This is a genomic window from Comamonas sp. 7D-2 (assembly GCF_022749555.1).
GTDB classification, from domain to species: Bacteria; Pseudomonadota; Gammaproteobacteria; order Burkholderiales; family Burkholderiaceae_C; genus Comamonas; species Comamonas thiooxydans.
Genome location: NZ_CP094238.1, coordinates 2,537,897 through 2,561,002, shown reverse-complemented (window position 1 = coordinate 2,561,002; position 23,106 = coordinate 2,537,897). Strand labels below are relative to the sequence as shown.

Annotated in this window: 21 protein-coding genes and 2 riboswitches; of the genes, 14 read left to right on the top strand and 7 right to left on the bottom strand. The window is 62.5% G+C overall.

Annotated elements, in window-relative coordinates; genetic code table 11:
• Positions 1-20: 20 nt before the first annotated feature.
• Both MPZ60_RS11775 and MPZ60_RS11770 read right to left on the bottom strand, forming a co-directional pair.
• The gene (locus MPZ60_RS11775) at positions 21-497 is read right to left on the bottom strand and encodes a DUF3806 domain-containing protein (protein ID WP_034352448.1); all 477 of its coding nucleotides are present in this window, start codon (positions 495-497) and stop codon (positions 21-23) included.
• 3 nt (positions 498-500) lie between these two features.
• Positions 501-1,199: a CoA transferase subunit A gene (locus tag MPZ60_RS11770; protein ID WP_003079441.1), complete on the bottom strand. Its 699-nt coding sequence runs from the start codon at positions 1,197-1,199 to the stop codon at positions 501-503.
• A gap of 74 nt (positions 1,200-1,273) precedes the next feature.
• On the opposite strand from MPZ60_RS11770, the gene MPZ60_RS11765 reads away from it, so the two are divergent.
• Both MPZ60_RS11765 and katG read left to right on the top strand, forming a co-directional pair.
• On the top strand, positions 1,274-1,816 hold the full coding sequence (locus MPZ60_RS11765; protein WP_003055436.1) for a PAS and helix-turn-helix domain-containing protein: 543 nt from the start codon (positions 1,274-1,276) through the stop codon (positions 1,814-1,816).
• A 343-nt stretch (positions 1,817-2,159) separates the two neighbouring features.
• A complete protein-coding gene (katG, locus tag MPZ60_RS11760; RefSeq protein ID WP_034352447.1) occupies positions 2,160-4,361 on the top strand; it encodes a catalase/peroxidase HPI in 2,202 nt (733 codons plus the stop codon).
• A gap of 106 nt (positions 4,362-4,467) precedes the next feature.
• Here the strand turns inward: katG and MPZ60_RS11755 are convergent, their stop codons facing one another.
• A complete protein-coding gene (locus MPZ60_RS11755) occupies positions 4,468-4,716 on the bottom strand; it encodes a hypothetical protein (RefSeq protein WP_034352444.1) in 249 nt (82 codons plus the stop codon).
• Positions 4,717-4,871: 155 nt separating this feature from the next.
• On the opposite strand from MPZ60_RS11755, the gene MPZ60_RS11750 reads away from it, so the two are divergent.
• The 5 genes from MPZ60_RS11750 to MPZ60_RS11730 all read left to right on the top strand — a co-directional run bounded on the left by MPZ60_RS11750 (position 4,872) and on the right by MPZ60_RS11730 (position 10,773).
• Positions 4,872-5,342, top strand: a complete 471-nt coding sequence (locus MPZ60_RS11750; RefSeq protein ID WP_004340685.1) for a CopD family protein — start codon at positions 4,872-4,874, stop codon at positions 5,340-5,342.
• 220 nt (positions 5,343-5,562) lie between these two features.
• Entirely contained in the window at positions 5,563-6,138 is a 576-nt protein-coding gene (locus tag MPZ60_RS11745) for a MarR family winged helix-turn-helix transcriptional regulator (protein WP_052052860.1), read from the top strand.
• A 60-nt stretch (positions 6,139-6,198) separates the two neighbouring features.
• Positions 6,199-7,683: an efflux transporter outer membrane subunit gene (locus tag MPZ60_RS11740; RefSeq protein ID WP_034352440.1), complete on the top strand. Its 1,485-nt coding sequence runs from the start codon at positions 6,199-6,201 to the stop codon at positions 7,681-7,683.
• A gap of 150 nt (positions 7,684-7,833) precedes the next feature.
• Entirely contained in the window at positions 7,834-9,144 is a 1,311-nt protein-coding gene (locus tag MPZ60_RS11735; RefSeq protein ID WP_034352438.1) for an HlyD family efflux transporter periplasmic adaptor subunit, read from the top strand.
• A 15-nt stretch (positions 9,145-9,159) separates the two neighbouring features.
• Positions 9,160-10,773: a DHA2 family efflux MFS transporter permease subunit gene (locus tag MPZ60_RS11730; RefSeq protein WP_034352435.1), complete on the top strand. Its 1,614-nt coding sequence runs from the start codon at positions 9,160-9,162 to the stop codon at positions 10,771-10,773.
• A gap of 69 nt (positions 10,774-10,842) precedes the next feature.
• Here MPZ60_RS11730 and MPZ60_RS11725 read toward each other — a convergent pair whose 3' ends face one another.
• On the bottom strand, positions 10,843-11,172 hold the full coding sequence (locus MPZ60_RS11725; protein ID WP_012838243.1) for a hypothetical protein: 330 nt from the start codon (positions 11,170-11,172) through the stop codon (positions 10,843-10,845).
• Between the two features lie 150 nt (positions 11,173-11,322).
• On the opposite strand from MPZ60_RS11725, the gene MPZ60_RS11720 reads away from it, so the two are divergent.
• Both MPZ60_RS11720 and MPZ60_RS11715 read left to right on the top strand, forming a co-directional pair.
• Positions 11,323-12,435: an MBL fold metallo-hydrolase gene (locus MPZ60_RS11720; protein WP_034352433.1), complete on the top strand. Its 1,113-nt coding sequence runs from the start codon at positions 11,323-11,325 to the stop codon at positions 12,433-12,435.
• A gap of 157 nt (positions 12,436-12,592) precedes the next feature.
• Entirely contained in the window at positions 12,593-13,573 is a 981-nt protein-coding gene (locus MPZ60_RS11715; protein WP_034352430.1) for a helix-turn-helix domain-containing protein, read from the top strand.
• A gap of 28 nt (positions 13,574-13,601) precedes the next feature.
• Here MPZ60_RS11715 and MPZ60_RS11710 read toward each other — a convergent pair whose 3' ends face one another.
• From MPZ60_RS11710 to MPZ60_RS11700, 3 genes are all read right to left on the bottom strand, one after another.
• Positions 13,602-14,702, bottom strand: a complete 1,101-nt coding sequence (locus MPZ60_RS11710; protein ID WP_034352427.1) for a 2,3-butanediol dehydrogenase — start codon at positions 14,700-14,702, stop codon at positions 13,602-13,604.
• Complete coding sequence (locus tag MPZ60_RS11705) at positions 14,699-15,964, bottom strand: MFS transporter (protein WP_052057572.1); 1,266 nt, start codon at positions 15,962-15,964, stop codon at positions 14,699-14,701. Before MPZ60_RS11705 ends, MPZ60_RS11710 begins: the two co-directional genes overlap by 4 nt.
• Before the next feature lie 89 nt (positions 15,965-16,053).
• Complete coding sequence (locus MPZ60_RS11700; RefSeq protein ID WP_034352424.1) at positions 16,054-16,587, bottom strand: 2,4'-dihydroxyacetophenone dioxygenase family protein; 534 nt, start codon at positions 16,585-16,587, stop codon at positions 16,054-16,056.
• A gap of 192 nt (positions 16,588-16,779) precedes the next feature.
• On the opposite strand from MPZ60_RS11700, the gene MPZ60_RS11695 reads away from it, so the two are divergent.
• The 5 genes from MPZ60_RS11695 to gcvP all read left to right on the top strand — a co-directional run bounded on the left by MPZ60_RS11695 (position 16,780) and on the right by gcvP (position 22,954).
• Positions 16,780-17,322 (top strand): energy transducer TonB, encoded by a 543-nt coding sequence (locus tag MPZ60_RS11695; protein ID WP_242607019.1) that lies wholly within the window; start codon positions 16,780-16,782, stop codon positions 17,320-17,322.
• Between the two features lie 88 nt (positions 17,323-17,410).
• Positions 17,411-17,521, top strand: a riboswitch (glycine riboswitch).
• Positions 17,522-17,540: 19 nt separating this feature from the next.
• Positions 17,541-17,666, top strand: a riboswitch (glycine riboswitch).
• A 64-nt stretch (positions 17,667-17,730) separates the two neighbouring features.
• A complete protein-coding gene (gene gcvT / locus MPZ60_RS11690) occupies positions 17,731-18,867 on the top strand; it encodes a glycine cleavage system aminomethyltransferase GcvT (protein WP_187771862.1) in 1,137 nt (378 codons plus the stop codon).
• 122 nt (positions 18,868-18,989) lie between these two features.
• Entirely contained in the window at positions 18,990-19,364 is a 375-nt protein-coding gene (gene gcvH, locus MPZ60_RS11685) for a glycine cleavage system protein GcvH (RefSeq protein ID WP_034352415.1), read from the top strand.
• A 47-nt stretch (positions 19,365-19,411) separates the two neighbouring features.
• Entirely contained in the window at positions 19,412-19,960 is a 549-nt protein-coding gene (locus MPZ60_RS11680) for a MolR family transcriptional regulator (protein WP_034352411.1), read from the top strand.
• 90 nt (positions 19,961-20,050) lie between these two features.
• A complete protein-coding gene (gene gcvP, locus MPZ60_RS11675; protein WP_034352409.1) occupies positions 20,051-22,954 on the top strand; it encodes an aminomethyl-transferring glycine dehydrogenase in 2,904 nt (967 codons plus the stop codon).
• The last annotated feature ends 152 nt before the right edge of the window (positions 22,955-23,106 follow it).

Below are 23,106 nucleotides of genomic sequence, written 5' to 3'. Positions count from 1 at the left end.
TGAATAAATCTTGATTGACGTTATTGGTAGTCGCCGGAGTCGATCATGGGCTGCAGGTGCGAAACCACACCATCGAGCAAGTGCAGCAGATCGACGCTCTGGCCGTCTTCGAGCCGTTTGAGGACCATGTCGCGAGCCCCCACCTGGATACTGGTTTCGCGGTAGCGCACAACGGGGTCGGTTCCCCAGTCGTCGCTCACCATATGCCAGTCCATATCGTCCATTTCGCAGCTCAGCGCGTCCCCCAGCACCACACCCAATCCTCGGGCCAGCAGCAGGTTGTCGGCCGACACCAGGCCACGATCGAGCAACTGCTGCAGCTGCGCCAGGCCAGAGCGGTCCATGCTCCAATCGCTCAGCCCCAGTTCACGGGCCGCGACCTGGCACACCAGCAAGCGTTCGCGCTCCAGTTGCTCCAGCTCCTGCGCAGCCAGCGCACGAAAGACCGGCATGTCGGCCTGGGCGGCAGCCTCGGGCGAATAGGACGTATCCGCCATATTTCAGGCTTCGCGCACGGTGCGCTTTTCGATGCGCTTTTCGGGATTGGCGTTGTGCACGATGCGGTGCACATAGATGCCGGGCAGATGGATGTCGTCGGGAGCGATCTCGCCCACTTCCACCAATTCCTCGACCTCCACCACGCAGACCTTGCCGCAGGTGGCTGCCGCAGGGTTGAAGTTGCGTGCCGTCAGGCGGAACTGCAGATTGCCGCTCTTGTCCGCGCGCCAGGCCTTGACCAGGGACACATCGGCCACGATGGCGTGCTCCATCACATAGGTCTCGCCATCGAATTCGCGCAATTCCTTGCCCTCGGCCACCAGCGTGCCCACACCGGTCTTGGTGAAGAAGGCGGGAATACCGGCGCCGCCGGCACGCATCTTCTCGGCCAGCGTGCCCTGAGGCGTGAATTCCAGCTCCAGCTCACCGGCCAGGTACTGGCGCTCGAACTCCTTGTTCTCGCCCACATAGCTGGAGATCATCTTCTTGACCTGGCGGGTGTCCAGCAGCTTGCCCAGACCAAAGCCGTCCACGCCGGCGTTGTTGGATGCCACCGTGAGGTTCTTGACGCCGCTGGCGCAAACCGCATCGATCAGGGCCTCGGGAATGCCGCACAGGCCGAAGCCGCCAACGGCCAGCAATTGCCCGTCGGACACCACGCCCTGCAGCGCCGCTTCTGCGGATGGGTAGAGCTTTTTCACACATGTCTCCTTGAAATTGGATGCGCTACGATACTACGTACTTGAGTAAGTAGTTTTTCGTAAAGAGCAGTACCATGGTTGTGGATTACCGGCTGGCGTTCGACGCCGCCCCTGTAGGTCTCGTCATCTCGCGCAACCGCATCATGATTGACTGTAATCGGCAATTGTGTGAAATGTTCCATGCATCGCGCGAAGTACTCATAGGACAGACCTTTCAGGTGCTTTATCCCAGCGTTGACGAATACGAGCGCCTGGGCGCGCGCATTGCCCCGATTCTCAACACCACAGGCATCTATTCCGACAACCGCATCATGAAGCGCGCCAATGGCGAGGTGTTCTGGTGTCATGTCAGCGGCCGCACGCTGGACCGCAACGATCCCCATGCCTCGGGCATCTGGAGCTTCGAGGACCTCTCGGCCCATCGCCCCGTCAAGGCCGAGCTCACGGGCCGCGAACGCGAAGTCGCTGCGCGCCTTCTCGAAGGCATGACCAGCAAGGAAATCGGCAAGGCACTGGCCATCAGTCATCGCACCGTGGAAATCTACCGCGCCCGGCTGATGCGCAAATACGGCGCCTCCACCGCAGCCGATCTGGTGCACAAGCTGGTAGCCGGCTGAGCCGCTGCCACAGCTGATGCCAGGTAGGTCAACGACCTGATTTGATGGCTCATGCTTGTGTAAACAGGCAGGCTCGCATACGCTCAAAAAGTCACAGTCTCAGTCACTTTGCGAAGTATCTGAACCCGACTTTGCGTCGGCTCAAGACTCGACCCACATTTCTTCCTATGGCGCTGCTTAGTAATTTCAATAGCACAACACGCCCTTCAGGCCAGCCGCGCACCGATAATTCATCTCAACCAATCGCAAATAGCTATTGAGTTGAATTGATTGATATCAATCATTGATTGATATCTGTTTCCTGGACCTACCGACCTGTCGGATCGTTGAAACGGAGAGCCCCATGACTACTGAATCCAAGTGCCCCTTCCACCAAGGACAGAACAGCGAAACCGCCGCCGCAGGCAACGCCACCAGCAACAAGGACTGGTGGCCCAATCAGCTTCGCGTGGATTTGCTGAGCCAGCACTCCGCCAAAAGCAACCCCTTGGGTGAAGACTTCAACTACGCCCAGGCTTTCCAGAAGCTGGACTATGAAGCTGTCAAACGCGACCTGCGTGCCCTGATGACCGACTCGCAGGACTGGTGGCCTGCAGACTTCGGCCACTACGGCCCTCAGTTCATCCGCATGGCCTGGCACGCAGCCGGCACCTATCGCATTCAGGACGGTCGCGGCGGAGCCGGTCGCGCCCAGCAGCGCTTTGCGCCGCTCAACAGCTGGCCTGACAACGTCAACATCGACAAGTCGCGCCGCCTGCTGTGGCCGATCAAGCAAAAGTACGGCAACCAGATTTCCTGGGGCGACCTGATGATGCTGTGCGGCAACGTCGCACTGGAAACCATGGGCTTTCGCACCTTCGGCTTCGGTGGCGGTCGCGTCGACACCTGGGAACCCGATCAGGACGTGTACTGGGGTGCAGAGAAGGAATGGCTGGCCCCCACCCAGAACCCGCACAGCCGCTACAGCGGCGAGCGCGACCTCGAGAACCCGCTGGCCGCCGTGCAGATGGGTCTGATCTATGTCAACCCCGAAGGCCCGGACGGCAATGGCGACCCCCTCTCGGCCGCGCATGACATCCGCGACACCTTTGCCCGCATGGCCATGGATGACGAGGAAACCGTGGCGCTGATCGCCGGCGGCCACACCTTCGGCAAGACCCATGGTGCGGGCCCCGCCAGCCATGTGGGCGCCGAGCCCGAAGCCGCCGGCCTGGAAGCCCAGGGCCTGGGCTGGGCCAGCAGCTACAAGTCCGGCAAGGCCGGCGATGCCATCACCTCGGGCCTGGAAGTGACCTGGACCCAGACTCCTGCACAGTGGAGCAACTTCTTCTTCGAGAACCTGTTCAAGTATGAATGGGTGCAGGAAAAAAGCCCTGCGGGTGCCATTCAGTGGGTTGCCAAGGACGCTGGCGATGTCATCCCCGACGCGCATGGCGGCCCCAACAAAAGGCCCACCATGCTGACCACCGACCTGTCGCTGCGCATGGACCCGGCCTACGAGAAGATCTCGCGCCGCTTCCTCGAAAACCCGCAGGCTTTTGCCGAAGCCTTTGCCCGCGCCTGGTTCAAGCTGACCCACCGCGACATGGGCCCGCGTGCACGCTATCTGGGCCCAGAAGTCCCCCGGGAAGAGCTGATCTGGCAAGACCCCATCCCCGCCGCCAAGCATGAACTGGTCAACGACGCCGATGTGGCCGCCCTCAAGGCCAGGCTGCTGGCATCGGGCCTGTCGGTGCAGGAGCTGGTGGCCACGGCCTGGGCCTCGGCCTCCACCTTCCGCGGTTCGGACAAGCGCGGCGGTGCCAACGGTGCCCGCATCCGACTGGCTCCGCAAAAGGACTGGGCCGCCAACAACCCTGCGCAACTGGCCAAGGTACTGGGCAAGCTCGAGGAAATCCAGCGCGAATTCAACAAGGCTGCCGAGGGCGACAAGCGCATCTCGCTGGCCGATCTGATCGTGCTGGCCGGCAGCGCGGGCGTTGAAAAAGCAGCGGCAGACGCTGGCGTGAAGATCAACGTGCCCTTCACTCCCGGCCGCGGCGACGCCAGCGACGAGCAGACCGATGCTGAATCCTTTGCGCCGCTGGAGCCCAAGGCCGACGGCTTCCGCAACCATCTGCAAGGACGTTTCCCGGCACCTGCCGAAGCCCTGCTGATCGACAAGGCCCAGCTGCTGACGCTCACGGCCCCCGAGATGACCGTGCTGATCGGCGGCCTGCGCGCCATCAACATCAACACCGCCGGCAACCACGGCGTGCTGACCCAGACTCCGGGCAAGCTGACGAACGACTTCTTCGTCAACCTGCTGGACATGGGCACACAGTGGCAGCCTCTGGAGGATGGCAATTACGAAGGCGTGGACCGCAAGAGCGGCGCCAAGAAGTGGACCGGCACCCGCGTGGATCTGGTCTTCGGCTCCAACGCCATTCTGCGTGCCGTGGCCGAGGTCTATGCCGAAAAGGGCAACGAGCAGAAGTTCTACCGGGACTTCGTCGCTGCCTGGGTCAAGGTCATGGAACTGGACCGCTTCGACCTGAAGAAGTAACAGGGCGCGCCGGGGTGAAAGCCCCGGCTCCAGGAAAATCCAAAAAGAAAAAGCTGCCAGCGCCTGTCAATCAAGCGCTGGCAGCTGTTTTTTCAGGATCAACACATCACATCTCCAGCTCGACCGCTTCCTGCGACAGATCCCAGCCCAGCACAAAGACTTCGTAATGATTTTGCCCGCTGTCATCGCTCCAGACCTCCGGGCCGAACTCGCTCATATTGCCGTTCAGACTCTGTCCTTCACGCAGCGCGCTGGAATCGGTCTGCTCGGCCAGCACAAAGCGGCCGTTGTCGGTGCGCAAGGCAACCCGCCCGGAAGACTGCTTGAAGGCGACGACGGTGGCTTGTTCTGACATAAGGACTCCTGCGCCATTGCCGGCTGTTGTGGATTACAGCCAAGTCTAATCAGACCTGGGCAAAGCGAAAGTCCTGCTATTTCGGCCTGTGTGTTCCACCCGTAGGACGATCTCCGTTAGGCTTGCGATGTCTCCCCAATCAAGCCCCACAAACCATGCTTTTCATTCTGTTCAAACTTCTGCACCTTCTGGCCATCATCATCTGGGTAGGCGGCATGTTCTTCGCACATTTCTTTCTGCGTCCTGCCGTCCAGGGACTGCAGCCGCCCGAGCGCGTGACGCTGATGCACGGCGTGCTGCAGCGCTTTTTTGCCTGGGTCCTCGTGCTGGTGGTCGTCGTGCTGGCGACCGGCATCGGCATGATAGGCAGCATTCACGCCATGGCCGCCCAGGCCGGCGGCCAGTTCAATATGCCGGTCAACTGGATCGTGATGAGCATTCTGGGCCTGGTGATGATGGCCGTGTTCGGTCATATCCGCTTTGCGCTGTTCAAGCGCCTGGATGCGGCCGTGCAGCTCAAGGACTGGCCTGCAGGCGGCAAGGCGCTGGAGAGCATCCGCAAATGGGTTTCCCTCAATCTGGCCCTGGGCCTGGTGATCGTGGTCGTGCTGCGCGTGCCGCTCTGAGCCTGAAGCAGCCTTCAGCAAGCCCGGTCTTCATGGCCGGGCTTTTTTTATGAGTCCGACAAGGCTCTGGCGCATACCAACAATGCGCAAACTGCTTTTGTTTTCATAGCAACAAAAGCAGGTAATGCGCAGACAGGTCTGGCTCCATTCAAAACCTTGCTGACATTTTTTTGCAGCTGCACAATAATTGCCAATTCAATCATTGATCAAGCAAATATTGGTGGCGCCATTGCAAAACCAGACCGACCCCATCATCGACCCGCAGGACGAATCCAGCTTCTTCTATCAGGCAGGGGTCTACGCGCCGGACAAAAGCATTGGCTTTCTCATGCGGCGCGTGCTCAGCTCCATCCTGCAGCTGGCCGACGCCCAGCTGGCCGAGCAAGGACTGACCTATGTGCAATGGCTGCCGCTGTACAAGCTGCTGATCTGCGCCGACACCAATAGCAGCACGCTGGCCAAGGACCTGGGCATGGACCCGGCTTCGGTGACGCGCGCGCTGGACCGCATCGAGGCCAAGGGGCTGCTGCGCCGCGAGCGCTCCACCACCGACCGGCGCGTGGTGCATCTGGTGCTCACCGAGGAGGGACGCAGCGTCGCCACCCAGGTGCCCAAGGTTCTGACCAAGGTGCTCAACGGCCATTTGCGCGGCTTCAGCCACAGCGAATGCACGCTGATGCTGTCCATGCTGCAGCGCATGCTGGTCAACGGCGATGCGCTGCGAGAGGCCCTGACCCAGGAGCCAGGCAAGCCCCCCATCCAAACGAACGAGGCAGGCCGCGCCCCCGGGGACTAGGCTGACCTGCTGCCTACTTTTCTACCGCCCTATTTCAATAAAAACCACTGGCACTTTTCCATGACCTCTAGACCTTCACGCAAACCCGCCGCAGAGCAAGCCCCTGGTCGCCCGCTGCTGGCAACCGCAGCACTGGCCGCCGTGCTCGCGCTGGCAGGCTGTGCCTCGCAAGGGCCGGCGCACCAGCCGCTGGCACGACTGGGCTCGGCCGATGTCGGCCTGAACGACTCCGCCAGCCTCAGCGCTGCGGACGCCACGGCACTCGCCTCCTCCCAATGGTGGACAGGTCTGGGCGATGCCCAGCTCAATCAGCTCATCGATCAGGCCCTGGCCGGCAGCCCCAGCCTGGCCGCCAGCAACGCCCGCTTTGAGAAAGCCGCAGCCCTGGCCACGGCCAGCAGCACGGCCAGCAATGTGCGCGGCACGCTGAGCGCCGACGCCACACGCCAGCGCTACACGGCCAACGGCATGATTCCCGCCCCCATTGCGGGCAATATCTACAACAGCGGCAATCTTCAGGCTGGTCTGTCCTGGTCGCCCGACTTCTTCGGCAAGCACGGCGCGGACCTGCAGGCCGCGCTGGGCCAGGCGCGCGCAGCCAAGGCCGACAGCGCTGCTGCCGCCAACCAGCTGGCCGCACAGGTCGCACGCAGCTATATCGCCCTGGCCCGGCTGATTGCCCAGAAGGAAGTGGCAGAGCGCACGCTGGGCCAGCGCCAGTCATTGCTGAGTCTGAGCGAGCAGCGCACCCGAGCGGGCCTGGACAGCCAGGTGGAACTGACCCAGGCCCAGGCCGGCATGCCCGATGCCCAGACCCAGATCGAGATGCTCGGCGAGCAGATCACGCTGGCGCGCCGCACGATTGCCGTGCTCTGCGCCCAGGCGCCCGATGCGCAAAATGCGCTCTCGCCCAGACTGTCGGTGCTGCGCATCCAGCCCGTGCCGCAGGCTCTGGGCTCGGATCTGCTGGGCCGTCGCCCCGATGTGGTGGCCGCGCGCTGGCGCGTGGAAGCGGCCACGCAAGGCATTGAATCCGCCAGGGCCGACTTCTACCCCGATGTGAATCTGACCGCCTTTGTGGGCCTGAACGCGCTGGGTCTGGACAATCTGCTGCAGGGCAGCTCGCGCCAGATGGGCATCACGCCTGCGCTGCGCCTGCCTATCTTCGACGGCAAGCGCCTGCGCGCCCAGTTGCGCGGCAAACAGGCCGATCTCGACACCGCCATCGCCCAATACAACGGCGCCGTGCTCGATGCCGTCAAACAGGCGGGCGACGCGATTGCCTCCGTGCAATCGCTGCAGCGCCAGCAGCAGCTGCAAACCGAGTCGCTGTCCAAGGCCGAGCGGGCCTATGACTTTGCCGTGCAGCGCTATCAAGCCGGCCTGGGCAGCCAGATCACCGTGCTCAACACCGAAACCCAGCTCATCAACCAGCGCCGTCTGGCCGTAGACCTGCAGGCACGCGAGCTCGATACCCGCGTGGCCCTGGCCGCAGCCCTGGGCGGCGGCTGGAGCGACGACACCCCGGCTGTTGCACTGCAATAGACATCGAACTCAACAAAATCAATAGCTGCTACCGCTTTACTGCCTTTGAATTCAAGGCAAAAAAGCTCTCAATTCTTTTATTGATAAGCGCTAGCAGCTCCTCTTTTCAATAGCGCAAAACCGCTTCACAGATAACAAAGCGCCAACATCATGACCGACACCAAGCCTACTCAGAACGCTCCCCAAGCTCCTGCGGCAGCTACGCCCAGCGCCAACCCTGCGGGCCGCCGCAAGGGCCTGACCATCGTGGCGGCCGCTGTCGCCGTGGCCGCCATCGCCTGGGGCGGCTGGCACTGGATGGTGGCCCGCAACTACCAGACCACGGACAACGCCTATGTGGCCGGCAACGTGGTGCAGATCACGCCCCAGGTCGGCGGCACCGTGATCAGCATCGGTGCCGACGATACCGACTATGTCCGGGCCGGCCAGTTGCTGGTGCAGCTGGACCCTGCCGACTATCTGGTGCAGCTGGCCCAGGCCGAGTCGCAGCTGGCCCAGACCGCGCGCCAGACCCGCACCCTGTATGCCAACAACGCCCCGCTGGCCGCCCAGGTGGCCCAGCGTGAAGCCGATCTGCTGCGCCTCAAGGCCGATGCCGCCAAGGCCAACGACGATGTGGCACGCCGCCGCCCGCTCACGGCCACCGGCGCCGTGGGCAAGGAAGAGTTTGACCATGCCAAGGCCCTGGCCACGGCTGCCAGCAACGCCGTGGCGGCCGCAGAAGCCGCCGTGCGCGCGGCCAAGGCCCAGCTGACGGCCGCCGAAGCCCAGACCAAGGGCACGACGGCCGAGGACTTCCCGGCCGTCATGGCGGCCGCAGCCAAGGTGCGCGAGGCCTATCTGGCCCTGCAGCGCACGCGACTGATCGCGCCCGTGGACGGTTTTGTGGCCAAGCGCGGCGTGCAACTGGGCCAGCGCGTGGCCGCCGGCTCGCCGCTGCTGACCGTGGTCGATCTGCACAAGCTCTGGGTGGATGCCAACTTCAAGGAAAGCCAGCTGGCCGATCTGCGCATGGGCCAGAAGGTGGAGCTGACCGCCGATGTCTACGGCGACAAGACCACGTACGAAGGCAAGGTCGTGGGCCTGGGCGCGGGCACGGGTGCGGCGTTTGCGCTGCTGCCCGCGCAGAACGCCACCGGCAACTGGATCAAGGTGGTGCAGCGCGTTCCCGTGCGCATCAGCCTGGAGCCCGAAGCGCTCAAGCAGCACCCGCTGCGTGTGGGCCTGTCCATGGACGTGAAGGTCGACATCCGCGACAAGGACGGCCAGGCCCTTGCCAGCACGCCGCGCAGCGAGCCCGTGGCCCAGACCACCGTCTATGACGGCAGCCTGGCCCAGGCCGAGCAGCGCATCCAGCACATCATCGCCGGCGACAAGCTGCCGGCACTGACCCAGCTGGCCGATCTGCCCGCCCAGGCCCCGGCCGTGCCCGCCCAACCCGCTTCCCAGCCTGCGCAGTAAGACGCGGAATCAGCCATGACTTCCTCGACTTCTGCCAATCCTGGAGCGGGCGCCTCGCCACCGGCTCCGGCGGCCCGCCCCATGCCGCCAGCCATCGCCCCGCTCAAGGGCGCGCAGCTCGCCCTGGGCACGCTGGCACTATCGCTGGCCACCTTCATGAACGTGCTGGACTCCTCCATCGCCAACGTGGCCATTCCGGCCATCTCCGGCGATGTGGGCGTCAGCCCCAGCCAGGGCACCTGGGTCATCACCAGCTTCGGCGTGGCCAATGCCATCTCCGTGCCGCTGACGGGCTGGCTCACCCAGCGCTTCGGCGCCGTGCGCCTGTTCACCATGAGCGTGCTGCTGTTCGTGCTGACCTCCTGGCTCTGCGGCTTTGCCTCCTCGCTAGAGATGCTGGTGCTGTTCCGCGTGCTGCAAGGCGCCGTGGCCGGCCCCATGATTCCGCTGTCGCAGACCCTGCTGCTGTCCAGCTATCCGCCCGCCAAGGCCGGTGTGGCGCTATCGCTCTGGGGCGTGACCACGCTGGTCGCTCCCGTGGTCGGGCCACTGCTGGGCGGCTGGATCACGGACAATATTTCCTGGCCCTGGATCTTCTACATCAATGTGCCCGTGGGCCTGCTCTCGGCCCTCATGACCTGGAGCATCTACCGCAACCGCGAAACGCCCACGCGCAAGCTGCCCATCGACACCGTGGGCCTGTCCCTGCTCGTGCTCTGGGTGGCGGCGCTGCAGCTGATGCTGGACAAGGGCAAGGAGCTGGACTGGTTTGCCTCCAATGAAATCATCGCCTTTGCGGTGATCGCTGTCGTGGCCTTTGCCGTATTCGTGGTCTGGGAGCTGACCGACGCCCATCCCGTCGTCGATCTGCGCCTGTTCAAGCGTCGCAACTTTGCGGCCGGCTCGATCGCGCTATCGATCGCCTACGGCCTGTTCTTCGGCAATGTGGTGCTGCTACCGCTGTGGCTGCAGCAATGGATGGGCTACACCTCCACCTCGGCCGGCCTGGCCCTGGCGCCGGTGGGCCTGCTGGCCATCCTGCTCACGCCCATGGTGGGCCGCAAGGTCGGTGTCTGGGATCCGCGCAAAATGGCCACGATTGCCTTCATCGTGTTTGCCATGGTGCTGTGGATGCGCTCGAAGTTCACCGTGGAGACCGACTTCGCCCACATCCTGATTCCCACGCTGATCCAGGGCGGCGCCATGGCCTTCTTCTTCATTCCGCTGACCACCATCACGCTGAGCGGACTGACGCCGGACCGCATTCCGGCCGCAGCAGGCCTGTCCAACTTCGTGCGGATCACCGCGGGCGCCATGGGCACCTCGATTGCCACCACGCTCTGGGAAAGCCGGGCTTCCATGCACCATGCCCATTTGACCGAGCTGCTGGTGCAGGGCCAGGGCACGTTTGCCAGCACGGTCAGAAACCTGCAGGCAGCGGGCATGAGTGCCGAGCAGGCCTATGCCCAGATCAACCGGCTGATCGATCAGCAGGCCTTCACGCGGGCCGCCGACGACATCTTTCTGGCATCGTCCTTTCTGTTCCTGAGCCTGATCGTGCTGATCTGGTTCACCAAGCGCCCGGCCTCTGCCGCAGGAGCCGCCGACGCGGCCGCCGGCGCACACTGATTAACTTCAGAATAAATTGGCTGATAACGCTTGAATCACAAGCGTTATCAGCTATTCTTTTGATATTTCCTAAGCGCCATCAGCCTGCTTGTCCAGGCGTCGCAAAAACACCTGCAACTCCTTGACGACCTGGGCATCGCCCTTGGCCTGTGCGCAGCTCAGCCCTTGCTGCCAGGCGGCTCGCGCCGCCTGCGCATCGCCCAGCGCCAGCTCCACCTTGCCCAGCTGCTTCCAGGCAACGGAGTATTCGGCATCCAGCGCCGTGGCCTTGCGCAGATGCTCGCGCGCCACGGCCATCTGCTCGTCGTCGGCATAGGCCTTGCCCAGGGTATAGCGCAGCAGCGCACCATCCTTGCCGGCCGCCAGCATGCTCTCCAAATTGTGAACCATGGGATTCATGTGTATTTGCTCCTCAGACAGCGAGTGTCGCATCCACCCCGAGAAAGCACCTGAATGGCCGTGCCTGTGTTACGGCCTCTTGCAAGCCGGCTCTTGCAGCGCTGCAAACCATCCCAAACTGCGGCCAATGTCTTACTAAGGCGCCCGATCTTGTTTCGCAAACCAAGTCTCTCCACCTCCATCACCGACTACGAGGACTCGCCCCAGTATTCGGGCGGGCGTTTTCGCAACACGCATCCGCGCCCGGCCAACAGCCCCAAGCCAGATGCCGGGACGCTATGGAAGTTCTTCTTCAACAAACCGGCCGATTCCCAGCCGGGCAAGGCGCTGCCCGTTTTGCCGCTGAGCACGACCGAGTTGAACCTCGCGCCCGAACGCAGCCTGTATCGCCTGGGCCATTCGACCTTGCTGATGAAGCTGCGCGGCGGCTGGTGGTTGACGGACCCCGTGTTTTCCGAGCGCGCCTCGCCGCTATCGTTTGCCAGCCCCAAGCGCTTTCATGCCCCGCCGATTGCCCTGGACGAGTTGCCTGCCTTGCGCGGCGTGCTGCTCTCGCATGACCACTACGACCATCTGGACCGCGCCACCATTCGCGTGCTCGCGCCCAAGGTGGGCGTTTTTCTCTGCCCCTTGGGAGTGGGAGACAGACTGCTGGCCTGGGGCGTGCCGGCCGACAAGATCGTGCAGCACGACTGGTGGCAGGGCAGCGAGGTCGACGGCCTGCGTTTCACTGCCACGCCGGCCCAGCATTTCTCGGGGCGCAGCCTGCGCGACGGCAACCGCACGCTCTGGGCTTCCTGGACCATAGAAGATCGCCAGGCCGACAGGCCGCTGCGCGTCTTCTTCAGCGGCGATGGCGGCTACTTCGACGGTTTTGCCGAAATCGGCAGGCACTTCGGCCCCTTCGATGTCACGTTGATGGAGACCGGCGCCTACGACGCCCACTGGCCCTATGTCCATATGCATCCGGCGCAGACCGTGCAGGCACACCGGGATCTCGGCGGCCAGTGGCTGCTGCCCATACACAACGGCACTTTCAACCTCGCCATGCATGCCTGGTGGGACCCCTTCGAGCAGATCCTGAGCCTGGGCAGGCAGCACGGCATAGAGATCGCCACGCCCATGATGGGCGAGCGCCTGGACCTGAACGCTCCGCATGCGGGTTCAGCCTGGTGGCGCGCCTGCGCCGACATGAAAGCGGATGCGGACTCCCCTTCTTCAGCCGGCAAAGCAAAGCGGCTGGATTCGCGCCCTCAGCCTTGATGCACGCAGGCGTCGCGACCATGATTTGCGACCTGCCACCCCGTAACTTCACGGAGCGAGGCGCAAACATGGCATGTTAGAGTTTGCTCGGCACTGCCGACATCTACTGGCTCCACTTGGTCGGCACACACTATAAGAACCTGCCAAGGAGACCCCCATGCCCTCGCTTGCGCCATGTGCGGTGAACCGGATCGCGACGGATGCCTTTCCCGCCAGCCAGCGCCTGGACCAATGGGAAGCCTATAACGCTTCTTTTCTGGTCGGATTGCGCTGCTCATCCTACGCCGACGAAGGTCTGAACGCGCGGCAGAGCAATATACGCTTGGGCCAGCTGGCCCTGGCAGACATCGACGGCAATGCCCATGTCATCGAGCGCACGCCACAGCTGGTGCGCCAGCATCCCAAGGAGTCGGTTTTCGTTTCACTGGTGCTCAGCAGCGGTGCCTTCTTCTATCAGGAGCGCAGCTGCATCCATCTCGCTCCGGGCGACTTGGTGATCTATGACACCCGGCATGCCTATCTGTTCGGCTTCACCCACCAGATGCACCAATTCCTCGTGGATACGCCTGCCGACTGGTTCTACCGCAACTGCAGCCGCGCGCAACTTCCCGGCCCGATCTGTGTGTCGGGGGCGACGGGCAGCGGACGCGTGCTCAATCACGCGTTCCAGAAGCTGGTAGGCAATGCCATGGCCCACCCCGAAAGGGTGGACCAGGATCGCATGCAGTTCGAGGCCTGCGACCTGCTGCGCACCATGCTGGCTGGAGAAGCAGCAGGCAGCAGTGCACTACGCGCCTCCCACCTGCTGGCCGCGCGCGCCCATATCGACCAACACCTGCACCGCCACTCGCTGGATGCGAGCGAAGTCGCTTCCGCCTCAGGTGTCTCCCTGAGGCACCTGAACCGGCTGTTGCAGGCCGAGGGACACAGCGTGACCGAGCTGATTCTCGTGCGCCGCCTGGAACGTGCAGCCATGGAATTGCGCCAGACTGCGCTGAACCGCTACAGCATTGCCGAGATCGCCTACCGCTGCGGCTTTGCCAGCCAGACCCACTTTGCACGCAGGTTCCGCTCACACCATGGCATGACGCCCACACAGATGCGTGCGCAGCACGGTCAGCTACGTGCCATGACTTAGCGGCAGAAGCTGCAGGCGCCAGCAAGGCTCAGGAGCTGTGGGCAAAAGCGTGGGGACGGGCGAATCGGGCAACGGCATCCGGCTGCGGCTGAACCAGCACCTTGATAGCATCCCCGGCAGATGCCAGTCGCTCGAAACCGTCCTGTATGGCGGCATCCAGACTAACGGTATGGGTCACGATACGTCCGGCATCCACAACCCCGGAAGCCATCAGCGCCAGCAGCTCCGGATACAAGCCCCGATAGCCCACGCTGGAGGTAATGCGCAGCTCGCGGTTGACCAGGTCGAAGGTATCGATGCTCGCCTCGGGCATGAGCCCCAGCAGCACGGCTTCACCGCCCTTGCTCAGTACGCCAAGCGCCCCTCTCAAGGTTTCCGGGCGACCCGCGGCTTCGAACGATACCGGCACGCCCTGCCCGCCTGTAAGTTCGCGCACTTGCTGCACGACATCGCCCTGGCTGGCATCGAGCGTGTCACAGGCACCGAGCTCGCGCGCCAGGCGCAGGCGCCGGGCATCGACGTCGACGGCAATAATGCGGCCCGCTTCATGGTGCTTGGCCATCATCACCAGCAGCAGACCAATGGCCCCCATGCCGAAGATGACGCAGGCCTCGCCAGGGCGCAATGCGCTTTGGCGCACAGCATGCAATGCCACTGCTGCGGGCTCGGCCACCGCCGCTTGCCTGAAGCTCAAGGACGGGGGAAGCACATATGCCATATAAGCGGGAATCACAGCTTCCTCTGCCATTCCGCCGTCTCCCATGAGCCCCACAAAGCCCATGGATTCGCACAGGTTATAGCGCCCCCCGCAGCAATAGCTGCACTGGCCGCAGCGGTACTCCGGCTCCACGGCGACTCTGTCTCCGATATGCAGCCCTGTGACATCCGCAGCCACCTCCACCACCGTGCCGCAGAACTCGTGGCCGATGACTATGGGTGCGACACTGTTGGACAAGGGATGCGGGACCTCGACCGGTATAGAGTCGGGTCCATGCAGATACTCGTGCATATCGCTGCCGCAGATCCCGCAGTACGCGACCTCGATACGGATTTCTGCGGCCTTCAAGGGCCGGCGTTCGATGATTTCCAGGCGCAGATCGCGGGCACCATGCCATTTCAAAGCCTTCATGCCTGCGACTCCTTCAATGCTGCAGCCGGCTGCCTGTCGTCAACGCGCCTGGGCGCTGTCTCAATCAGCCCCAAGGAAAGCAAGCCGGCAAGCAAGGCTCCTGCAGCAGCCACCCACATCACCACATCAAGCCCCCATCGGTCGGCTGCCACCCCGGCCAGGGTCGGGGCGATGAAACCGCCGATCAACTCGCCAAAACCCATGATCATCCCCAATGCAGTGGCCATGGCTGCTCGCGGAACGGTCTCGGCCGGAATCGTGGCCATGAAGAGCGTGAAGCAGCCCAGGCCGGTATAGGTCAGCAGCAGCAAGCCGCCCATCACCACCGGCGATTGCGCATACAGAAAGGCCAGAGGGCAGCAAGCCGCCACAAAGGAAAAAAAGATCAGTGCCGGACGGCGACCGATATGGTCCGAAATGGCCGGCACGGCAAAGCCCCAGATGACCCAGGCCACACCCATGCAACTCATGACAGCACTCATTGTGCCCGGCCCGAAACCCTTGGCATTGACCAGATAGGTCGGCGCAAAGGAGATGATGATCACAAACCAGGCCATGAAAACACAGCTGATCAGCACGCTCAACCAGATATTGCGTTCACGCAGCAGAGCCCAGCGCGAGCCTGTCTGCAGGGCTGCAGCGAGCTCATCTGCACGCCCGCCATCTGTGTTTTTCACATGAAGCCAGATGAGCGCGGCGGCAATCAGCCCGGGAACACAGGTCAGGTAGAACGCCGTGCGCCAGCCATAGGCCACGGCCAACGCAACAATCACCGGCGGTGCGATCACGGCGCCCAGCAAGCCCGCAGACGAGCCCTGCAGCAAGCCCATGTTGAGGCCGCGACGGCTTGGCGTGGAGGCTTCGACCATCAGTGTCTGCGACAGCGGCAGCACCGGCCCTTCGGCAAGGCCCATCAGCGCTCGCAACAACAGCAGGCCGACAAAACCGCCCACCAGACCCGACAGGGCCGAGCAAAGAGAGAACATCAGCACCGAAAGAATCAGCACCGTTTTGCGTCCGCCCTTGCGGTCTGTATAGGCCCCGAAGAATGCACCAGAAGCCGCCCATGCCAATGCCAGAATGGACGACAGCATGCCCAGCTGGGCATTATTCAGATCCAGCTCCTTTGAGACAAAGGGAAATAAAAACGACAATGCCAGCCGGTCAAAAAAAACAATCCCGAAAGTAAAAAACAGAATGATCAGCAGCTTGTTTTCATAGCTCACCCACCCGCTTTTTAGATTTTCATCTTGATTTTTCATGTCTCTCTCCATTCCGTCTTTGGCGGGCTATTTCATTCTTCAGGAAATACCGCCTTTCATTGATGGATTTTCAATCCAGCTTCGGATAACTACCGAAACAGCGTGTCCACATAATCTGCACCTATGCCGATTTTTTCATAATGCTTTCGGCATAGTTCTATGTAGCTGTGAACATCGAAATATCCGTCAGGCTTTCCGTCATCATCGAGCCAGATCAGCGGTCCCTTGACGATAAAGAACGCACGCATGGGCTGCTCATGTTCATAGGCCACCAGGGTATGGCCTTCTCCGGGGGTCTCGTAGACGAAATCACCGGCGCGGGCTGTCCAGTCATGTTCCAGATAGCCCCACTTCCCCGAAATCGTGTAGGCAAACACTTCGTGCGGATGGTAATGGCGGTTCACCAGACCGGCCTCCTTCGCCATCAGAATATCGCACCATTTGTTTTGTGATGGAGAAATCCAGAGGGGACGGGAGGAAACGGTTTCAGAGAATGGAACATAATAACGCTCATCCTCCGTTGGAGCGTTCTGAATATAAGCCTCTGGCTGCGCATCTGGCTGAAAACATTCAGGAATCGGCTTCAGATATTTCCAGAATTCATTCGTGGCTTTTTCGGGCATTTTCTCTCCTTGAATAAACATTTTTTGACGAACGTCATAATCCTATCCATGGGGAAAATTCTGTTTAGTCCCTGCCGGACATGATGTTTGCCCCTGCAGGACAAGCTCTGGAGCAAGGTAGCCCGGCCCTGGCTGAACAACCGACTCCACCAGGTCTGCCGAAATCGACTGGGGATGACCGAGAATGCCGCCATGGATACTTCACGCCACTCACGCTGTCTTGCTGCATACGCTGCATACGCGGCCGTCTTGGGAGCTCTGCTGCTCAGTGCCTGCGCTGGCAACCCAGCCATGGCGCCTAAGGTGGCCGACATCACTCCCCAGCCCCAGGCTGACTCCGCCTCTGCTTCCGGAGGCCAAACCGTAAATTGGCCTGCCTGGATCAAGGCAGACTGCACACCCCCCGCCCAGCTCGATCGGCAACCGCAGCCACGCCGCCACACCACGCCTTTCATCAGCGCCCACTGGTTTCCGAACGGGCTGGAGACCACGGTGGTCTTCCGCCTGGAAGTCACGGCCCAGGGCGAACTCGGCCGTGTGGCCTACCAGCCCGCCGATACCGATCCCCGCATCGTGAAGTCCATCATGCGCTCGCTCGAACGCTGGAAATTCAAGCCCGGCATGCGCCAGGGCCAGCCCGTGACGTCCTGCTTCGAACAGCCCTACCAACTGGTGTTTCCGCGCCAGGAGATCGATGTTCCTCGTACGCCCGCCATGAACACAGAACCGCAGTGAGACCGCAAGCTCAATTCCAGCGATCTGTGCTCGAAAACCCCAAAATCCATCCGATTCGGTGGTGCAAGCCCCTTGCCCACCGCTAGAATCGCCAACGTCAGGAGAGAGTGCCTGCAGCTTGAAGCTGCCTTGCACCGCCGAAGGCGCAGACCCCCAACCCGGTGTCAAAACGCTCAGGCAAAAGGACTGACAAGCGCTGCTAGGTGTGCGAGCCTGCAGCGTCCCTTGCTGGAGAGAGATGCAGGCCGTCATTTCGTATGTGCGCCGACATCCACCGAAGGAGCAAACTGCCCGCGAAAGCAAAGGCAGCGAATCTCTCAGGTAAAGCGGACAGCAGGGCAAGCCCGCCACGCATGACCCTGTCATGCATGGCCACTCATTTGGTTTTGACCACCGGAGCGCTTGCCTGTGACTGCTGCTGCCACTTCTTCCGATCTGCGTTCCACGCCGCTGTTTGCCCTGCACCAGAAACTGGGTGCCCGCATGGTGCCGTTTGCCGGCTACTCAATGCCTGTGCAATACCCTCAAGGCCTGATGGCCGAGCATCTGCACACGCGCAAGGCCGCCGGCCTGTTCGATGTCTCGCACATGGGCCAGTTGCTGTTGCGCGGCCCCGATGCCGCCGCCGCGCTCGAATCGCTGATGCCCGTCGATGTCATGGACCTGGGCCTGCACAAGCAGCGCTACGGCCTGCTGCTCGATGAACAAGGCGGAATTCTCGACGACCTGATGTTCGTCAACCGCGGCGAAGATCTGTTCCTCATCGTCAACGGCGCCTGCAAAGAGGCCGATATCGCTCATATCCAGAACCGCATCGGTAGCCGCTGCGAGGTCGTCCCATTGCCCGATCGCGCCCTGCTGGCCCTGCAAGGTCCGCAAGCTGCCACAGCCCTCTCGCGCCTGATTCCTGGAGTGACGCAACTGGTCTTCATGACCGGCAACCACTTCGACTGGCAAGGCCATGCGCTCTACATCACGCGCAGCGGCTATACGGGCGAGGACGGTTTCGAAATCTCCCTGCCCGGCGATGCTGCCGAAGCCTTTGCCGAAGCGCTGCTGGCACAGCCCGAGGTGGCCCCTATCGGTCTGGGCGCGCGCAACTCGCTGCGCCTTGAAGCCGGACTTTGCCTGTACGGCAACGACATTGACACCAGCACCACGCCGGTCGAAGCCGCGCTGAACTGGGCCATGCAGAAGGTTCGCCGCACCGGCGGCGAGCGCGAGGGCGGTTTTCCCGGTGCGACCATCGTGCTAGAGCAATTGCAGAACCCTCAGTCGCTGCGCCGCAAGCGCGTGGGTCTGATCGCGCTGGAACGCATTCCCGTGCGCGAGCCCGCCGTGCTGGAAAACATGGACGGACAGCATATCGGCCACATCACCAGCGGCCTGCTCAGCCCCACGCTCAACCAGCCTGTGGCGCTGGCCTATGTCAAGCCCGACTACGCCGCCATCGATACGGAAATCTTCGCCATGGTGCGCGGCAAGCCCGTGCCCATGAAGGTGGTCGCCACGCCCTTCGTCCCCACCCGCTACTACCGCGGCTAGGTCTGCCGCCGCGCATGAGACGGGCCAGTTTGCCAAACAGCTGCCAGAACACCGCTAAAGTGCGAACTGGACCTTTCTCAAACAACACCCGATTCCCCTGAATCCCCCATCTGGAGCTTTCCATGAGCATCAAGTATTCCAAAGAACACGAATGGATCAACGCCGCTGACACCAATGCCGCCATCGTCGGCATCACCGTACACGCACAGGATGCGCTGGGCGATGTGGTGTTTGTGGACCTGCCTGCCGTGGGCTCCAGCTTCAAGGCCGGCGATGTGGCTGGCGTGGTCGAATCTGTCAAGGCCGCTGCCGATGTCTACATGCCCGTGACCGGCGAGATCGTCGAAGTCAACGAAGCCCTGCGCGATGACCCGTCGCTCGCCAACAGCGACCCGCTGGCCGCTGGCTGGTTCTTCAAGGTCAAGATGAGCAATGTGGGCGAGCTCGAAGGCCTGATGGAAGAGACCGCCTACAACGACTTCGCCAAGGACAACTAAGCGTATCAACGGCCCTCGCATTGCGAAGGCCGTTTTTGCATGCAGCCATGAGCACCATTCTGTATTTTGACGATCCGGACGTCGGTCTCGCCCGCGAGACCAGCCACCCGACCTTTGCGCGCATCGCAGCCCAGGACTTCTATTACGACGGCGGTGACGACTTCAGCCCCTTCGGCAGCGATGACGGCAGCGACACACTGGCCGCTCTTCAAGAGTGGTACCAGGAGCAAACAGGCGGCAACGCCAAGGCCCTGCGCTTTTTGCAGCAGCAACTGAGCAACTGGGATCTGCCCGTGCCCAAGGACATGCTGGCTCATGACGATGCGGCCAAGGCCCAATGGCTAGCCAGTGACGACATGAACCAGAGCTATCTGCGCTCGGTCTGCCGCGCACACGTGGCCACCGCCTTTGGTCAGCTCAAGATCACAGGCAGCATCGATGCCGATCTGTACAAGCAGGCCCTGCTTGCCCTGGCCTGCCAGCAATGGCTGAACACCGTGGCACGCAGCAAATATCCCGATTGGGAATATGCCGACCAGGAAAGCGAACGCCTGGCTCTGATGAACACCGCGCTGGAACAAGCCAGCGCTGCTTGAAGCACCAGCCGCATGCCTTCAGGCATACGGCATTCACGCATGCCTGGCATGCAAACCGTCAGTCACAGTATTTGAGAATAGGTCCCTCCCATGCTGATGTCGCCTCCCGCCCCCGTCGCTTCCCTGGAAGCGCTGGAAAACAGCCACGAATTCATCCCCCGTCATATAGGCCCGGACGCCGATGAGCAGCAAAAAATGCTGGCCGCCATCGGTAAGCCCTCGCTGGATGCCTTGATTCGCGATGTGATGCCCGACTCCATCGCACGCGCCAGGCCCATGGATCTTCCGGCGCCGATTACCGAAGCCGCTGCGCTGGCCGAACTCAAGGCCATCGCCAGCAAGAATCAGGTTCTGAAGAGCTTTATCGGCCAGGGCTACTACGGCACGCACACGCCGGGCGTCATCTTGCGCAACATCCTCGAGAATCCAGCCTGGTATACGGCCTATACCCCCTACCAGGCCGAAATCTCGCAAGGCCGCATGGAGGCGCTGGTCAACTTCCAGACCATGGTGACCGACCTGACCGGCATGCCGATTGCCAATGCTTCCATGCTGGACGAGGCCACGGCAGCCGCCGAGGCCATGACGCTGGCCAGGCGCTCTGTCAAATCCAAAAGCCATCGCATCGTGCTGGCCGGCGATCTGCACCCGCAGACGATTGAAGTCATCGAGACCCGCGCCCGGCCGATCGGCATCGAAGTGGTGATCGCCAACAGCCAGCAAGAGTGGGAGGCCGCGCTGGCAGGCGATCTGTTTGCTGCCGTCATCCAGTACCCCGCGTCCAGCGGCTGGATCGTGGACTGGAAGGCCGATGTGCAAGCCATTCACGCCAAGCAGGCCGCCGCCATCGTGGCCACCGACCTGCTGGCTCTGACCCTGCTGACACCGCCCGGCGAATGGGATGCCGATATTGTCGTGGGCAACAGCCAGCGCTTCGGCATGCCCATGGGCGCGGGCGGTCCGCACGCGGCCTTCATGGCCTGTCGCGACGAATACAAGCGCAGCCTGCCCGGCCGTCTGGTGGGTGTCAGCGTCGATGCGCATGGCAAGCCCGCCTACCGCCTCGCTCTGCAGACACGCGAACAGCATATCCGCCGCGAGAAAGCGACATCCAATATCTGTACGGCCCAGGTCCTGCCGGCCGTGATTGCCAGCATGTATGCCGTCTACCACGGCCCCCAGGGGTTGAGGCGCATCGCCCAGCGTGTGGCACGCTTCACAGCGATTCTGAGCCGTGGCCTGGCCCAGTTGGGCTTCAGCGCCCACCACCACGACACAGCCTTCGACACCGTGAGCCTGCACACCCGGGAGGCCACCGACGCCCTGGCGGCTCGCGCCGTATCCAAGGGCGTCAATCTGCGCAAGGCCTGGGATGAATATCTCTGCATCAGCCTGGACGAAACCACGACCCGGACCGATGTCGAGCTGATCTGGAGCATCTTTGCCCAGGAGGGCCAGGCCCTGCCCACCATCGAGGCCATGGACGAAGGCCCGACCTCGCTGATCCCCGAATCCCTGCAGCGCAGCACGGCCTATCTGACCCACCCGGTCTTCAACACCCACCACTCCGAAACCGCCATGCTGCGCTATATACGCAGCCTCAGCGACAAGGACCTGGCGCTGGACCGCAGCATGATCCCGCTGGGCAGTTGCACCATGAAGCTCAATGCCACCAGCGAGATGATTCCCATCACCTGGCCAGAGTTCGCCGACATCCACCCGTTTGCGCCCGCCAACCAGCTGCAAGGCTATGCCGAGCTGGACCGGCAACTGCGCGACTGGCTGTGCCAGGCCACGGGCTACGCGGGCATCAGCCTGCAGCCCAATGCAGGCAGCCAGGGCGAATACGCCGGTCTGCTGGCCATCAAGGCCTTCCATGAATCACGCGGCGAGGCGCACCGCAATATCTGCCTGATTCCCAGCAGCGCCCACGGAACCAACCCGGCCAGCGCGCAAATGGTGGGCCTGCAGGTCGTGGTCACCAAGTGCGATGACAACGGCAACGTGGACATGGCGGATCTGAAGCTGGCCTGCGAGAAGCACAGCGCCAATCTGGCCTGCATCATGATCACCTACCCCAGCACGCACGGCGTGTTCGAGACCGAGGTCAAGGAGCTGTGCCAACTGGTGCACAGCCATGGCGGCCGCGTCTATGTGGACGGCGCCAATATGAACGCCCTGGTAGGTCTTGCCGCACCCGGCGAGTTCGGCGGCGATGTCAGCCATCTGAACTTGCACAAGACCTTCTGCATTCCTCACGGCGGCGGCGGCCCCGGCGTCGGCCCCGTGTGCGTGGTCGAGGATCTGGTGCCCTTTCTGCCGGGGCATGCCACCGCAGGCGACGTCCGCCAGGTGGGAGCTGTCAGCGCAGCGCCTTTGGGCAATGCAGCCGTTCTTCCGATCAGCTGGATGTATATCCGCATGATGGGAGAGCCGGGCCTGAAGCTGGCGACCGAGACCGCCATCCTCAACGCCAACTACATCAGCGCACGCCTCAAGGAACACTTCCCCACGCTGTACGCGGGCGAGTATGGTCACGTGGCCCATGAGTGCATCGTGGATCTGCGCCACTTCAAGGACAGCTGCGGCGTGATGGCCGAGGACGTGGCCAAGCGCCTGATCGACTACGGCTTCCACGCACCGACGCTGTCCTTTCCCGTGCCCAACACGCTGATGGTGGAGCCGACCGAGAGTGAAAGCCTGTCTGAGCTGGACCGCTTCATCGAAGCCATGATCGCCATCCGTGCCGAGATTGCCGAAGTGGAGGCCGGCAGACTGCCCAGGGACGACAACCCGCTCAAGAACGCACCCCATACGGCAGAGGCCTTGCTGGCCGCAGACTGGCAGCATGGCTACAGCCGCGAAACCGCCGCCTATCCCGTGCCTGCCCTGCGCCGCGCCAAGTATTGGAGCCCCGTGGGCCGCGTGGACAACGTCTATGGTGACCGCAATCTGTTTTGCAGCTGCGTGCCCATGGACGCTTACGAAGACTGATAGCCAGGGTCTCCCCCAAGCCAGTGCGCTCCGCCGCACTGGCTTTTTTATGCTCAATCAATGTCGAACACCAGCCCGCCCGTTGCTGTTCGCCCGCAGTGAATGTATTCACGACATCAATGCAATCGGCGTTGCTGCCGCCAAACCGAGCA